This is a genomic window from Paenibacillus oleatilyticus, assembly GCF_018998565.1.
GTDB lineage: Bacteria > Bacillota > Bacilli > Paenibacillales > NBRC-103111 > Paenibacillus_G > Paenibacillus_G oleatilyticus.
On the sequence record NZ_JAHNZO010000038.1, the window covers coordinates 16876 to 31405 of the forward strand.

General features: G+C 46.2%; 19 protein-coding genes. 1 reads left to right on the forward strand and 18 read right to left on the reverse strand.

Annotation, left to right across the window (positions count from 1 at the left end):
- Window positions 1-56 precede the first annotated feature (56 nt).
- From KQX66_RS31955 to KQX66_RS31995, 9 genes are all read right to left on the reverse strand, one after another.
- Window positions 57-1361: a phage major capsid protein gene (locus tag KQX66_RS31955; protein ID WP_216797612.1), complete on the reverse strand. Its 1305-nt coding sequence runs from the start codon at window positions 1359-1361 to the stop codon at window positions 57-59.
- 10 nt (window positions 1362-1371) lie between these two features.
- The gene (locus KQX66_RS31960) at window positions 1372-2037 is read right to left on the reverse strand and encodes an HK97 family phage prohead protease (RefSeq protein ID WP_216797613.1); all 666 of its coding nucleotides are present in this window, start codon (window positions 2035-2037) and stop codon (window positions 1372-1374) included.
- A complete protein-coding gene (locus KQX66_RS31965) occupies window positions 2021-3259 on the reverse strand; it encodes a phage portal protein (RefSeq protein ID WP_216797614.1) in 1239 nt (412 codons plus the stop codon). The genes KQX66_RS31960 and KQX66_RS31965 overlap by 17 nt, the downstream gene beginning before the upstream one ends.
- Window positions 3260-3271: 12 nt before the next feature.
- Window positions 3272-5404, reverse strand: a complete 2133-nt coding sequence (locus KQX66_RS31970) for a terminase TerL endonuclease subunit (RefSeq protein ID WP_216797615.1) — start codon at window positions 5402-5404, stop codon at window positions 3272-3274.
- 11 nt (window positions 5405-5415) lie between these two features.
- Window positions 5416-5754 (reverse strand): hypothetical protein, encoded by a 339-nt coding sequence (locus tag KQX66_RS31975; RefSeq protein ID WP_216797616.1) that lies wholly within the window; start codon window positions 5752-5754, stop codon window positions 5416-5418.
- 117 nt (window positions 5755-5871) lie between these two features.
- A complete protein-coding gene (locus tag KQX66_RS31980) occupies window positions 5872-6546 on the reverse strand; it encodes a hypothetical protein (protein ID WP_216797617.1) in 675 nt (224 codons plus the stop codon).
- 7 nt (window positions 6547-6553) lie between these two features.
- A complete protein-coding gene (locus tag KQX66_RS31985) occupies window positions 6554-7243 on the reverse strand; it encodes an HNH endonuclease family protein (RefSeq protein ID WP_216797618.1) in 690 nt (229 codons plus the stop codon).
- Window positions 7243-8343, reverse strand: a complete 1101-nt coding sequence (locus KQX66_RS37895) for a terminase small subunit (RefSeq protein WP_216797619.1) — start codon at window positions 8341-8343, stop codon at window positions 7243-7245. Before KQX66_RS37895 ends, KQX66_RS31985 begins: the two co-directional genes overlap by 1 nt.
- Before the next feature lie 601 nt (window positions 8344-8944).
- A complete protein-coding gene (locus KQX66_RS31995) occupies window positions 8945-9316 on the reverse strand; it encodes a DUF722 domain-containing protein (RefSeq protein WP_216797620.1) in 372 nt (123 codons plus the stop codon).
- A 145-nt stretch (window positions 9317-9461) separates the two neighbouring features.
- Here KQX66_RS31995 and KQX66_RS32000 point away from each other — a divergent pair, with 145 nt between their 5' ends.
- Entirely contained in the window at window positions 9462-9932 is a 471-nt protein-coding gene (locus KQX66_RS32000; RefSeq protein WP_216797621.1) for a hypothetical protein, read from the forward strand.
- 55 nt (window positions 9933-9987) lie between these two features.
- Here the strand turns inward: KQX66_RS32000 and KQX66_RS32005 are convergent, their stop codons facing one another.
- The 9 genes from KQX66_RS32005 to KQX66_RS32045 form a co-directional block, all read right to left on the reverse strand.
- Entirely contained in the window at window positions 9988-10209 is a 222-nt protein-coding gene (locus tag KQX66_RS32005) for a hypothetical protein (RefSeq protein ID WP_216797622.1), read from the reverse strand.
- A 27-nt stretch (window positions 10210-10236) separates the two neighbouring features.
- Window positions 10237-10389, reverse strand: coding sequence for a hypothetical protein (locus tag KQX66_RS32010; protein WP_192812243.1), 153 nt, complete (start codon window positions 10387-10389; stop codon window positions 10237-10239).
- Window positions 10390-11055: 666 nt separating this feature from the next.
- Window positions 11056-11253, reverse strand: coding sequence for a hypothetical protein (locus KQX66_RS32015; protein WP_216797623.1), 198 nt, complete (start codon window positions 11251-11253; stop codon window positions 11056-11058).
- Between the two features lie 231 nt (window positions 11254-11484).
- A complete protein-coding gene (locus KQX66_RS32020; RefSeq protein ID WP_216797624.1) occupies window positions 11485-12063 on the reverse strand; it encodes a hypothetical protein in 579 nt (192 codons plus the stop codon).
- On the reverse strand, window positions 12060-12407 hold the full coding sequence (locus KQX66_RS32025; RefSeq protein WP_216797625.1) for a hypothetical protein: 348 nt from the start codon (window positions 12405-12407) through the stop codon (window positions 12060-12062). Before KQX66_RS32025 ends, KQX66_RS32020 begins: the two co-directional genes overlap by 4 nt.
- Window positions 12404-12559 (reverse strand): hypothetical protein, encoded by a 156-nt coding sequence (locus KQX66_RS32030; protein ID WP_216797626.1) that lies wholly within the window; start codon window positions 12557-12559, stop codon window positions 12404-12406. Before KQX66_RS32030 ends, KQX66_RS32025 begins: the two co-directional genes overlap by 4 nt.
- Complete coding sequence (locus tag KQX66_RS32035; RefSeq protein WP_216797627.1) at window positions 12560-12934, reverse strand: BC1872 family protein; 375 nt, start codon at window positions 12932-12934, stop codon at window positions 12560-12562.
- Window positions 12931-13368, reverse strand: coding sequence for a YopX family protein (locus KQX66_RS32040; RefSeq protein WP_216797628.1), 438 nt, complete (start codon window positions 13366-13368; stop codon window positions 12931-12933). Before KQX66_RS32040 ends, KQX66_RS32035 begins: the two co-directional genes overlap by 4 nt.
- A gap of 58 nt (window positions 13369-13426) precedes the next feature.
- Window positions 13427-14485 carry a phosphoadenosine phosphosulfate reductase domain-containing protein gene (locus KQX66_RS32045; RefSeq protein WP_216797629.1) on the reverse strand — a complete coding sequence of 353 codons (1059 nt, stop codon included), beginning with the start codon at window positions 14483-14485 and terminating at the stop codon, window positions 13427-13429.
- Between the last annotated feature and the right edge of the window lie 45 nt (window positions 14486-14530).

A 14530-nucleotide genomic window follows, 5' to 3' on the forward strand; every position in this document is an offset into this window, starting at 1 on the left:
GTAACATATAATCACCATCCTATGACTGTGTTAGCGGGAGTCTTAGCTCCCGCCGTCTACGATTTCTTAACTCTGACAAAACCTTTATGCATTGTCACGTTTCCGCCAGCCCAAACAGAACCGCGGTATGCGATTTGTCCCGATTTGAATTTGTAGTCTCGGGATTCCTCTACCGTAATTTGTGAGAATACAGGCAATTCATATGCGGCCGGGAAGCCGTATGCCATACAATGAGTGCCAGAAGCTGTTCCTGCTGCCGACATTTGCGGCGCAGCCGAGTTAAGGAGGAACGGCACCTTGTACGAACGAGAAGCAGAAATAGTGCCGACGTTACCATCCAATGTGATCTCGTATAGTTTTTCGCCCGTAGTGCTTCTGATCGCAGCGAAGGCAGCGAGGTCGTTTTTGTTCAAGACCAAGAAAGCGCCACCTTCCACGTCTTCCGGTCCGCCATAACCAAACACGATACGATCCAGCGTATCCGCGTCAATAGCCGCAATGCTGATATCCGTAGCCGTCGGAATGACTTTTGCTGGGGCATTGAAGATACCTGTCAAGGAGTTTGCGCCACCGGATCCCACCAAAATTTGACGCGTGATTTTTTTTCGCAATGCTCTACCAATGCTCATTGCAACACGAGATTGGTAATCGATGTTAGGGAGCTTCTTTGTTTCGTCCGTAATCTCCGAGTAGGCCGTGATCTTTGCTTTATTAAGAGTGACATAATCAAAAGCCGGGTCCGCATCTGCATAGTTCCCATCCTCCAGTGTGTAGTCGCCTTCGCCGTCGGAAACCTCAAATCCCGCAGTGTAACTTTCTCCGCCGATCAGCGGTACCGCGTTGACAACATCAATCAGAGAAGAGATTTCATTGAATTTCGGAGCCAAATCAGGCTTATATTTCTTCTCGGTAACCAGTGTTCCGCCACCGACCGTAACCGCACGGAACTCGGGGAACTCGTCTACCGTAAACGTGACAGCGCGCCCTTCTTTTAAGTAAGCACCTCGTTCTTCGTACCTCTCGTTCAATTCCTTTTCGCGCTGAGCTTCGTTATTGTGGTCCCCATAGGCAAAACTTCCTAGTGGACGGAATTTTCCGTTAGGCATGCTGCGGAATTCGTCGCCTTCATGCGCTTCCTGACCTCGTGTTTCCGGCTCCTCTTGGTTTTTACCACGGTCTTCTGTCGCCTCGGCTTCAGCTATCAAACTACGCAATTCAGAAATTTCATCGTTTAATTCCGAAAGCTCAATGTTAATCGACCTCAATTCCGCGACATCCTCCGATGCAGCCGCACGCTGGGATAGTGAGGATTTCCGAGTTTCCTTCTTAGCTAACATGTCCTTCAATTTTTTGATATCCATAAGTTCCACCTTAACCTTTCGCTAGTATTTGAGCTTTAAATTTTAAAATTTCCAACTCTCGCTGCTCGTTATTGGAGTTATCCAACCCCTTAGACCTTGCGTTGTCCAACGCAAGCCGGGCATTATCCAATGCCGTTTTGTCGCGAGCCTGTATATCAGTTCCGGTATATGCCGGAAACGTAACAGCGCTAGTTTCTATTACTCTTTTAATTTTTTGTATGCGTCTCGTAGGCATATCAGAGTCGAGGTTCTCCCACTTTTCTTCTTGGATATAAAAAATAAAAGACATTCCTTGAATGTCTCCTCTACCTACAGCGCTATGCAATGCTCTCGACTCGGTATTGTTCTCTGTATCCAATTTTGCCTTGATGAACAATCCCTTAGTATCAACTGATAGTTGTAATGTTGAATTTGCGTTGTTTCTACGGCTACGTGCTAAAGGAATCTTTTTCAAGTCATGATTGATACTGAATAAAACGTCATCAAAATTACAGCCATCGAACGCCCCTCGTTCTATCACTTCAAAAAACCAACCACCTATGTTGGTTTTTTGGTCAAATACCGCCGCGTGACCTTCGATGGTTTTTTCGTCTGCATCAGCACGGATATCTGGCATTTCGAAACTTCGTGCTATAGGATACACGCTGCCCTCTGCCTTCTCAGGTCTGTTCGGCATTTGGTTTTCCACCTTTCATCTGGTATTGATTGATGATTGATTTGTCAATGTAGTTCAGTGATTGCGTCACGCGCTCGCCCCCCTCAACTGGCGGATAACCCAAAAGAGCAAGCTTCTGATTGTCCTGCAGCAATCCTTGCTCGCCAGCAATCTTAAGCAATTCAAGCTTCGACTTCATGCTCATGTACTGCATATCCCGCTGATAAAAAACGATCTCGTTTCCGACTGATAGCTCTCGATCTGTGAACAACGTTCGACTAAAAGCCTGTCCGAATCCTACGACAATCGGCTCCAAAACCCGCTCGTAGAAAGCTTGGTATTGTTCGTCTGTGTAATCCCCGGAAAGAATCGCAAGAGACACGCCATACCATCGTAGGATACGGCTTTCAATTAGAGCCAAAGTATCTTTATCTAGCAGCTTCGGATCAGGCTTTAGGTCGATGTATTCTCCTTTTAGGTCTAGCGGTAGAATCCCAGATTCTGAACTTCGGATAGCTTGCTCAAATCTCTTCCGCTCTGCTTGTTGCCCTGCGTCGTCCATCATGGTATTTATTTTTAAGATTCCGCGTATTAGAAGGCTTGTTTGAACAGCTCTATCCACGCCTTTCACAACGTTGTGGTCAATCTCCAGCATTTTCAGCAGGGCCTCGTTGTCTGGCTGTCCTGTCCTCCCTCCGCCCATAATGTCGTTTACCGAAAACTTCTTCCGTAAATGAATCACGTCTGCATAGGGGAGTGTGTAGCTATCGCCAGCACGGAACTGCATTCGAACGAACAATTTCCCGTTCTCGTCCTCTATAAACTCAACTTGCGTCGGCTGCAGGGGATAGAATCCTGTGTAAATCCGGCGCATGCCACTAGCTTCTTTCACTAATTCAAACATTGGATATACAAAGGCGTTATAATTCAAAAAAAGTAGCCAAGTTACCTTTTCAAGAAAGTCTCTCGTTGTCATCAATGGGTTCGGCGCATATTTGAATAGGCGATTAATATCACTAGCCGGTATAGTTTGCATTCCGCCGTTGTCTGTTCGGATGTGTTTCGGTTGAAGTTTCGAGATTTCCGTCGCGATACAATCTACAGCCATTTGAACGAGGTCGCTTGCATATATGTTTTCGCCAAACTGGGAAAAAACGGGCAGTTCGCCGTTCATCATTTTCACGTAGCGCGCCGCACCATTTGGTGCCTTCCTGAATTTCTTAAAAACATCCCACAGAGCCAAAACAATCACCCCCTATCTGAGCAGATTAGTAAATTCTGTCCGGTGCTTTATATACATGGCGTAGGCTATGATCTTTGTCACCGCGCCGTCTATCCGCAGGTTTTGCAACCCCTGCGTTTTTACCGGCATGACACGGCCCAAATTATCAACCTTAATCCCTGTGTTCCCGAGGCACCATTTGTCAATTGGATTCCCGTCATACACAACGAGGCTGCTTTTCAAGTCTGCCTCCAGCAGCTTCATAGGGTTGCTTAGGCCCCAGTCCATACCCACGGTTTCCGTATCAAATCCGTATCCGTCAAGTTCTTTCATCAGGTATTTGGCATTCCACTTGTCCAGCCCGATCTTGAATACGCGTATACCCAATTCCTTGTATAGTTTCACGTACCAAGCGGTGATCATGGAATAGTCGTTCTCGTTGCCTGGACAAATCTCAACCAGCCCCTGTTTCGCCCAATCGAGATAATTTTTTCGATCCTCTTTGCTTCCCTGCTCTACTTTCGACTCCGGGATGAAGTACTTTGTCAAGAAGTACTTTTTGAGGTCATTCTTCCGCATAAGCATCGCCTTCGCACAACATAAGTCCGTCGTTTCGGACAAGTCTACAGCGCCGAGCGCAACGTGATCGCGAAACTCTTCGACGTTGAAAACTACGTCGCTTTCGTACTCGTTCTGTGTCAACCATGCCGCCGCATTGTTTGTCTTCCAGTTGAAGTCCTTTGCTAACATAAAAATCCGCTCACCCTTGTCTAACTGGGCTTTGCGGATTTGGTCTTTCAGGTATTTGACTTTCTTGATATTCCCCAAGCTTGGGTTTGATTTTTGCCAGCTGCGTTCATCCTGCCATATCTCGTTCTCGCTGTCCTGCGTATAGAGCCATGAAAGAAGCGTAGCATCCTCCAGTTCACCAGCGAGGACTGCACGTGCGTATTTTAGCTCGTTGTCCAAATATCCGTCGTTCACGAATCCTTCGGTTGTAATGTTGACGAACCACGGCTCGTCTTTTGTGGATTGCGACTGATCGATGGACTTCGCAATGACGTTGGTTTCCATCTCGTTTGACTCGTCAAGGATCGCACCATCAATGTTCCGGCCCTCCTTGTTCCGCGTCCGATCCGAGAGCTTGAATATGCGTGACTTGTTCTTGAGATTGTATATCCCTTTCAGGTTCTTATGTGTTCGCTTCCCTTTCGGGTCAAACATTTCCCGGACGTTATTCACTTCCTCGAACACAATTGACGCTTGCGCATCGTCGTTTGAGGAGCATACTATGTCAGTTCCTCCAGCGCCACACATAAACTCCGTGAATGCAAGCGCGCTTGACAATGTGGAATTGTGAGTGACCGTCATGCGTTTACCTGCTAGGTATAGGTGTTTAGGCGAATCTACGGAGATACATTTTGTTGGAACACTTGGTACCTCGGCTATGTTTATTATGCTTTTGTTTGGACTTTTGTTTTGCGTTTTAGCCGTCCAGATAACCGGCACATAATACCGTCTGCAAATAAAATCCTCTGCGATAGATTTTGTCGTAATGTCGAAGTAATCATGATGTCCGCTACGCTCCCGTTCAGTCGTTACATACCAGATATGGTCCGCATCTGAAATGATTTTTTCGCCATCCTCAAACGTAATCTCATAGCAGTTATGTCCGACAAACACATCTGACGTAGCCACGACTAGCACCGGTCGTCCACACGCGTCGTAAACGGTATCGCCAACTTGTATCTGGCCCATCGTTTTCCATCCGTGAGGTGTTGGGATGGGGGTATCCAACGCTAGGGCCTTCCCGTTCTTTCGACTGACTAGCAAGATCGCCTTTTTAAAACGCCGCAGATAAGGTTTATTCGGTTTTTCACCGTAGTAAGCCTCGTATCCTTCATTCGTCCACTTGAATGAGTAGAACGCCTCGATAAACGCCTTCTGCCACAATTCCAAAATGAACGGCATGCCATAAAACGGGGACTTCGTATGCCGACAAAAGCGCTCAATGAACTCGATACGGAATTCGGCATCTTTGGTATCGTAAATATATGCCGGGTTATCAAGGTCTGCAATGAGCGCGTCTAGCTGCATAATCAAGTCCCGCCCGGCCACAATCTCGCCGCTCTTAATCTTGCTATGGTATTCGACAAGATAGGACATGTTACATCACGTCATTTCCGCTCGTTCATGAATTTATCAAAATCGTCATCATCCTCAACAGTATTTTTTTGCAGAATACCATTTAGGGTCTTGATGACTACTGCGTAGCTGTTAACGTTTTTTAGGTACTGTAGCGCCCCCTCAACAGGCTTTTGGATAGCGGCATTCTGTGGGTGAACCTTCACCATTCCTGTCTGCCCCAAAACTTCGCGAAGAGCTTTGTTTTCGACACACAGAAAGGCAGCATCCTCCATAAGCCCCTGAATCAGTTTAGCTTTGTTTTCTTCTACATCAGCGAAAAGTTCGCTCAACTTCGCCAACTCTTGGGCATACAACTCAGCCTTGTCCATTTTTCTCAGCCTTTCGATCTGATTTCAAATTTTTAGGTTCCTGTGAAAAAAGGGGAGGGAGAGCGGTTATCGCGCCTAGCCGCCCCTTTCTGGCCCCGGGGGGTGAGGTTGTTGTCCTCACTTCTCCGTAACAGACTGGTAGTCAGAATCCAGGCGCAAAATAAGTCTCACAGTATCGTAGTCTATCTTTACCCCGTCGTCGTTCGCTCGCCTAATGATGTACCCTATCCTTGTATCATCTTTATGTTTTGCTTCTTTCCATCCTTTTGGTGGGGTTTGTATTTTAACCATGGCTTGATCAGCGCACCTTTCTGGCTTGAATTCTCGTAAAGGAACAATCTCGCCGGAACATTTTGGGCAGTACATTCCATCTTTCAGTTGTTGTGTCATCATGGTCCAGTCACAGTATAGGCATCCATACTCCATTATGCTACTCGCTTTTGTCTTGGTAGATTGGTTGATTGGTGCGGCTAGTTCAACCAAATCATAAGTTGTAACCGACATAGAATCGATTCCCAACCCAAGGAGATACTCCAACATCGTTTGAGCTTCCTCTACGATAACTCTCTTGATATCCATTCGTTTCAATTCATTTGGTGTGATTACCTTAACATTAGAGAATTTTAATCGTTTAGCCACTCCTTCAAGGAATCGTTTCATGTTGTTATCTCTTGTCAGTATAGGAATACTTGTTGCATCTGCCCTTTCGAGTACCCTTGTTGTTTTCCCACTATTTCGTTCGCCAGCGTAAACAGCCGGGTAGAAATCTTTAGGGTCCATGTTTTCATTCATCAAATTATCACTCCCTATATTCATCGAACCATTTGCTAATGTACCCTTCATATTCTTTCTGCCGGTGACGCAGCGATTCATCCATGCTCAATCGTTCAAGGCATTCAGCTTGTGTAGCTTCACAATAGATCATCTCAGCCCCGAGGTCGTTTGCTAAACGCTCGCGCCGTACCTTATCGGCGTACCCACCAATTACCCACGCATTCAACCATTTTCCATGTCGGGTCTTAACGTGATCGAGAAGTGCGTTATGGATGCCTATTACGTTTTGAAATAGATTGTCTGGCTTGTCGTACCTTGGAAGCCCGGAAACTGCTGTATATATTGCATCCATGTCAACGATGATATCTCCACGCTTCATGCTCTGGTGAACGATATCCATATGTCCGGCTAGTGGAGGACCGTATACTAAATACACCTGCTTACGGGCGCTGCTGTGGTAACCAAATCGCTGATGCTCCTTATTATGGCAATCCCAGCATGTCAGGCTAACTTTATCCGGGTTTAATGCTATTGCCACGTCATGCACATTTTCCGGCGTCAATTCCGTCTCGTGGTGACCAATTATATCCGACGTTTTCGCTATTATGCGTCCGCACTCCTCGCACTTATTTCCTCGTTCTGCAATAAGTCCCAGCCTGAAACCTCGCCATTTCCGAGAAGCGTAGAATGTTTGGAGAATGCTGTGACTTGCCATCAGAACACCTTCATTTCCGTGGCCTTAATGTCGGCTCTCATTTTGTCCAATTTCAATTTCTCCTCCTCAGTCATATAAGGAAGATATCGTTCGAGCTTTTCCAAAGCCCTCATTTTGTCGTGAAGCTTCACGGACACTCCTTCTCTGGTCTTCTTGACTTCGCTAATGACGGTGCTATCTATTTCATCAGCATTTTTTAGAGCTACATAATTGAACTTTTCGGTGATAGGTTCACCATTTTCGTTCAGAAGGACTTTCCCCTCATCATCCCGCAGCGGAATGTCATGTAGACCAAATTCCATTACATCCGAGATATCGGCAAAAGCAATCTTCATTAGCTCCGCAATAACCCGTTGGACCTCAAGTCCGAGTTCACCCGTTACTATTTCTTTGTATCTTTGAATTTCTTCCTGTATTTCAGGTTTTCTCAGGATTTCCCAACCTATGGAGTAGGCCGTCTTCTTGCTATAGCCCACAGCGATTGCAGCTCGGGTAGCATTAAAGTCTCTAAGATATTCCAAAACAAAAAGCCGACGCTTTTCCGTAAGATCGATTTCTCTCTCCGGTTTTGGAGACGGCTTTTCACGTTCTGTATTTAATTTGGAACGTTCCATATTCTCAGAGCGCTCCGCTTCTTTTTTTGGAACGTTCCGTTCCGTATTTCTGACATGGTCAAACTCTTTGATTAATACCTCACGAGGTTTATCTCCTTGGTAAGGACCAACATATCCGCGCTTTTCCATTTCATCAATTAACCGCGCAGATCTTGTATAGCCAATCCTCATCCTTCTCTGCAGTAGTGATGTGGATGCTTGCTGTAATTCGACAACTATTCGAACGGCGTCTACAAATAATTCATCTTGCTCTCTGTATTCACCGGCGTTTTCCAGATCGTCCCGTTCCGTATTCCCGTCTGAACGCTCCGCTTCTTCCGCTATACAGACTAATCGTTTGTCCCACTCATCCTTTGCTTTCCATCCCCTGACAGTTCCGTCAGATATGCCGAGTTGACGTGCGATCTCGACTGGATTTATCTGTCCATTGCTATCTTTCCATATTTCGAACGCTTGATCGCGCTTTGGATCGCGTTTCCTTGGCATCTACAAATGTCACCACCTCCAGTTATTGTGTTGGTTCTTGATCTATCGAATGAAGGCGGCTGTCAAGAAAACACCTGTCCAAACCAGGGCGCTTATTACCACCCCATTAAATATGCCTCTTGCTGCGCTCAGTTTATCGTTCATGATTTCACCGACCCCTACGCTTTATTGCATGCAACCAAGAGCTTGCCCGGCGGATCTTTGATCCCCTTTTTCCTCACGCGGCTCACCCTCCCCTTCGCCATCGATGCGTGATAATTACCCAGCACAAAAAGAGCCGCATTTCTGCGACCCTATGTGCAACCCAATTTTTATTTTTCGTATCCTCGTTCCTTCGGCAGCAACCCGGCCATAGCCGGACCACTGAACAAGGAATGAACATATTATTTTGAGTCGTTTGTCAGAGCAAGGCATCTGAACCTCCGATTAACTTACGGATACCGCGCCTACTTTTTTCTCTGGCTACTTTGTCCTTAGACGTTTCGCACGACTTATGAAGTTGTCAAGGTACAGTATCGTCTGGAGTTGGGTTTTTGTTCCCGTCTCCATGGATATACTGTACCTGACATTTAACCCTCAAAAGTCCCGAAAAAGTACCACTTTACCGCCAGCCTAATTTTTCAGCAATTTTAAATATGATTTCATCTCTCCAACGAATAGCAGTTGTCCGCCCTACATTTAACTCCATTGCTATGCCGTCCCATGTTAGAAGCTGTGGGCGAGTCCAAAACAGCATTTTTATTAGTGCCTGTTTCTCGGGTGGAAGTTGTTCAACTACATTTTCAATCGCTTCTGTGATTCGCTCCATCTGTTCAACCGTGCGATGCATAATTATAAGAGTCGCGGTACGTTCGCCATGCGCTTGCAGCAGCTCGTTTTTGAGCTTTACAATTTCTTTTCTTGTATCGTTGTATGCATAGAGTTCAGATTCGATATGATGAAAGGTGCCTTTCCTGATTTTAGGTTGCGTCAAACGTCTTCACCTCTATTTCAAATGGACAATTTGTCTTTTTGTAAGGTATCAAGATAGAACTCGCAAAATACTAATTTACAATAAAGGAAAACACTGTTAATATAATATTGTAGTAAATTATTCCATTTAAAGGAGATGATTTACATTGAAGAAAATGGTTATCAACGGCTTGTTGGCCCTTTCGCTTACGGCCGGGATTGTAGCTTCTCCTATCGGAGATTCTACTGTGCAGGCGCAGACAACAAACGGTGTTCAGTCAACACAAGCACAAGTACAGCCATCCGGGTATTATCGCTCTATTTGGTTTGAACATGATGATTTAAGGTATAATGATGGGTGGTTTACAGCGCGAGATAAATTAACAGTTACTAGCAACACAAACTACACACTTCAAGTTAAGCAATACACCTATTTCAATGACAATTCAAGCATTGATAATGTAGAATATTGGGTACTTAATGAAACACCTGGCGGCTCGGGTAATTATGGTTTCAGACTGAAAGGAAACGGAAAACATGTAAGAAACTTCACGCTACCACCGGGAAACTACAAAGTCGAATACAGAAGTAACCATAAGACCCCTGTCGAGATTAGAGGCGACCTCTTCCCCTCATAATCCTTGCCGTTCCCCCACTAACCATGTGGGGGAGTCGTCATTTACACTAATCCCCTCACCCTTTCTCTTGGGATACCTCTCCTCGCGCCCACCTTGCGAAGCTGTGAAGAGACAAGGTTTCAGTAGTGCCTTTATAACGTCCTGATACCTGAAGGAATAAGATTCGTTTTCCTTCGCGACCATCAAAAATTTCAGTAACCTTTCTTGCTGAATATGACCGAGGTCCTTGCTTTCCATTGTGGTAGGTCTTGCCTACTTCGATTTCATTTGGACTCATGTCTCGCTTCCTCCGCTCTCCCCGAATCTATCCCTCAAAAGGCTTAAATTCAATTCCGACCAACTTGCAAAGCTCTTCAATTGCAGCATCATATCCGTGGTGAAGTGAGACGATGCGCTCTCCATATTGCTCACGTTGATAGTACAAATCTTCAATGAGTTTTTTGATCTTTTCTTCCATGTTCATTTACCTCCGTCCTTTACAATCAATTAACTATCCCTAGTACATTCAGATTGTTATACTATCCTTGAACCACTGTAAACCCGACATATCTAGCGGTTCGGCGCCTTTGCTTTGGCCCCGATTAAAATCCGAATCAGCAGTCTAGCTAACTGCTCCCTTTGGTCGAGGTTTAATTACAGTGGTTTGTTCATTTACCTCCGCTCTCTGGCTCGATATTCTCTGGATTGAATGCATCGGTTACCCAGATTACGCCCCATGGATGAGCGAAATTATGAGTCACCTTGATCCGGCGCCCAGATTTTGAATACCCTGCAAATCGTGCGTCGTGGAGCTTGCGCTTTTTGTGCCTTACCAGTTGGCCCTCATAGTATTGTTGGTTCATCCATATACACCGCCTATTCCCATTTATTTTGATGCATGAACAGCCTTTTTTACCGTTGTGAGAAAACCAGAAGACATTGATTTAACGTCGACTTTTGAGTAGCAAGAAGGTCGTTCCATGCTATCGCAAAGTGGTATCCGTATCTCCATGGCACACTGTTCAAACACTTTGTACGTTCCCGTTTTCTTTCCGCACATTACGCAAGGACGTCTTTCGGTTGAAGAACTATGCCATACTTTCATGCCATTCACCGCCTATTCCTTGTATTTCTGTATTCATCACTAAATTTCATCAATTTCATTAACTTCATATTCGTCCACTTCAATTTCGTCCAATTTCGCGGTGTCTCGCCATTTGCTAGCTTGGTCCAAAAGTGCAGTTCGGTCGTGTTCAGTCATCGCATCGAACTCTTCTTCCGTCATGTCTATCTCTGCCTCAAATTCAACTGTTAACCATACCGTTCCCGTTACTTTAATCACTCTGTTTCTCCTCCTTCAGGATCGTTCGTTCATTTCCTTAATGTAATCTTCCGTTTGGCAATCCGCACAATCTTTATACTTAAGCCCGTGTTTGCAGCTATACTGCAAGGCGTGGTAAAATCCATGATGCTTTTCTGTATTGCAACAGTGTTCTTTCCCATTGAATTTTCGAGTGCCATTAGCTCCATAATCAGGTCCGCATACTGGACAAATTATCATGCTGATCCCCTCCTATTCAGTTTCTTGTGATGCCTTGATACGGACCAAGGCGTCAGCAGCCATATGAGCAAGTGCTATAGAGGAACGTTCACCTTGTGATATTTCTTTCAGGGTTTCGACTGCCACTGCAAGTTTGGGGGATAACCGGCACATCTCACGTTCATGATGCAAAGAGACTCTCTGCTCTTCTTCTAGCTTGATTTTGGTTGATTTTAGCTCATCGACAACAGCAGATAGAGATTCTTTTAAAACCGAACTCTGCTCCCCCAGCGCCTCCATCTCAGCTTTCAGGTTGTCGTATGCCTTCCATGCTTCTGCGGCACTGGCTTCGGCCCGATCCGCTCGCTCCCGGTGCTTGTGGAGAGCCTTACAAGCTGCTTCGTATGCATCAGGTGTTGGGTACTGCTGGAGAGCTTCGCGTTTCCACTTTTCAAGATCCACAGACTGCTGCTGGACGATTTCCGTTAGCTTCTGGAGCCATGTGGTGGCCCTAGCGATTAGAACCCTCTTCCACAGCCCTGGCGGAGTTACTTCTCTAGCCGCTTGGACCTCTTCCAGCAGCTCCGTGATCTGTTCTGGAGTGTATTTCATGGCTTTTCACCTTCACCTACAATAACTTTGATGCATGCTATGGCGGCATCGCTTGAGTGCCAGTAGCCGATTTCCCTTCTTACGTCGTTCAACATTTTTTGCAGCGCTTCGTATTTCATCAGCAATTCCACATACTGCCCGTTTGTATAGTTCCGTCCTTCTGGACCGTGGTCGTCTCGTTCTTTGGTGAGGCGTTCGATCTCAGCAAGCAGTTTTAAAACGGTTCCGCGTACGTATTCTTCGGAGTATTCGACAGGTTGCACGCGGCCTTCCTCGTCTACTGGATGCGTCCGAAACTCTTTTCTCAACTCCGCAAGCTGTTTGTCGTTGAAGTACATGCTCATCCCTGTTCCCCTCCGTCTTCCAAAATAGCAAGAATCCTGTTATATGCTTCTTTCGTTGTAGGGTATGGACCATGCATCCGTTCATGGATCACTACGATAAACTCTTCTTTGGTTTTGATTACGCCGATACCGTCAATTACTGAGATATCCATCTATTCCCCTCCTCTCAAGGCTAGGAGAGCAGCCTTACATATGGCTTCGGGGGCTGTGTCAGCAAAGATAGCAGGGGAGTTAGGAACTCCATATTTTCCAAATGCACAGCGAATGCTTCCTTTTGACATCCCGCATTCGATAACTCCCCAGTAAGATTCGTTCATCTTCTCCATCACTTCCCATGCTGCGGATATATCGGTGGAAGGCGAGTAGTCAATCCTTGGTTCACCATCTTGGTCAAGGTAGTATTCTTTGCGGATCAGGGTTCCAACACTTCTCGCCGGGACATATTTGAACTCCATAATTTCTGTTGCAACGAGTAAATCCAATTGGTAGGGCTTCATATCCCGTATCTGTTGTTCTGTATAGGTCATTGGCTTTTGGCCTCCTCTAATAGATGTGGATGCTCGTGGATGTTGCCGATGACTTCCGCCATGTCGATATCTTCCCAGAAGGTTTCAAGGTCGACGGACTCGCGACCTGTCACATCGAATTTCGCTTCATCTGCGTGCCACTCAATTACGCCCGTACTGAGTTCGTACCCACTTTGTGATCTAGTGCAGGGGTCCGGAAATTGAATGATATCTCCTTCATAAATCTCCTGCCCGTTCGGGTATTCCTTGGTTCGCTTGCTGTCTCGTAGGCCAGTCCACTCGTCGCGCCCCTGTAATTCCCACTCGAATCCTAGACTTTGTCGCAATGAGGTGTAGAAATCCTTGGAACCCTCAATTTGTTCCATACTCAAAACAAGTGAGCATGTTTCCCCAATGTGATTTTTGAACCGATAGCGAAACTTGTATTCTCTCATCCGTTCCATTCCTCCCTATTGTGGGGAGAAGGCTTATTTACCTTCTCCGGTATCAAATTCATTCACACAATCCATACTGGCTGGAGCAAACAGGCACATTGTCAAACTCTATTGCCTTGATCAAGTCATATTGCTTGCCGCCATATGCTGTTTTCGACCATTCCACTTCATCATAGATGCCGTTCCCATGACCATTTGCCGTCGGAAATAAGGTTGCCGCTTGTCGCTTGGAGGCCATTTTAACGAGGCGTTCCCATTCTGCTACGCGAGCCACTTCCTCCGGGAACCTGCGGGCAATTTCGAACAATTCTGCTTTTCCGCAGTTTACGCATGGAAGGCACCCCACTCGGCCCATGCCGAGCTTGTATAACGGATTCGGCTCGATCCCATGCTTTCGATGCATGGCAAATACTTCTTCTACCGTCCAGCGCAGGATCGGCCTATATATCCTGTAGCCTTCCGGTGTATCTTCCCAGTCTGGAAGCTTGGCACGAGCTGCGCTCTCTTCCGCCCGTACACCTTGCCACGATATGGGAAGCATGCCTTCTTCAAGCATTGGGCAATATACTTGTTCCCACGCCGGTCGAACCTTTAATTCGATTGTACAAAATCGATTTTTTGTACCGGGAAAGCGCCCTTTCCATAAGCAGAGGTCCAGAAACGGAATACCGGTCGGATACAAGACAGAAAGGGCCGTTTCAACGACTTGCGCAGCTTCCCGATCCGTCATGCCCTTTTGCATTGGGAGCCATGCCCATTCGTTCCAAGTTAAGCCCTGCTGCTCTCGGTTCTCCGGTTCCCAATCCGGTGCCGAATGCTCAGGCTCCTCTTCATCCGTATACCAATGCCCGTTTACATCGATTGTAAGCTTGCGAGGCCACTGCTCCTGAACGTACAGCCGCTTTCGGGCTATTTGTGCCGTGAAATCAGCTTTGATATGCCTGACTGGACCGAGTTTCTTTTCAAGATACTCCATATATTCATAGGTCAGAGGATGCTCATGGCCTGTGTCGCAGAACACTGGCATCAATTTGACGCCACGTTCCAGCCCGAGCAACCACATCGCTGTGCTGTCTTTTCCGCCCGAGACAGTGGCGACCTCTACTCTATTGCTCATCCCGTATCATCCTCTCCTTGGGGAGCCGAAACTCCCCGATATATT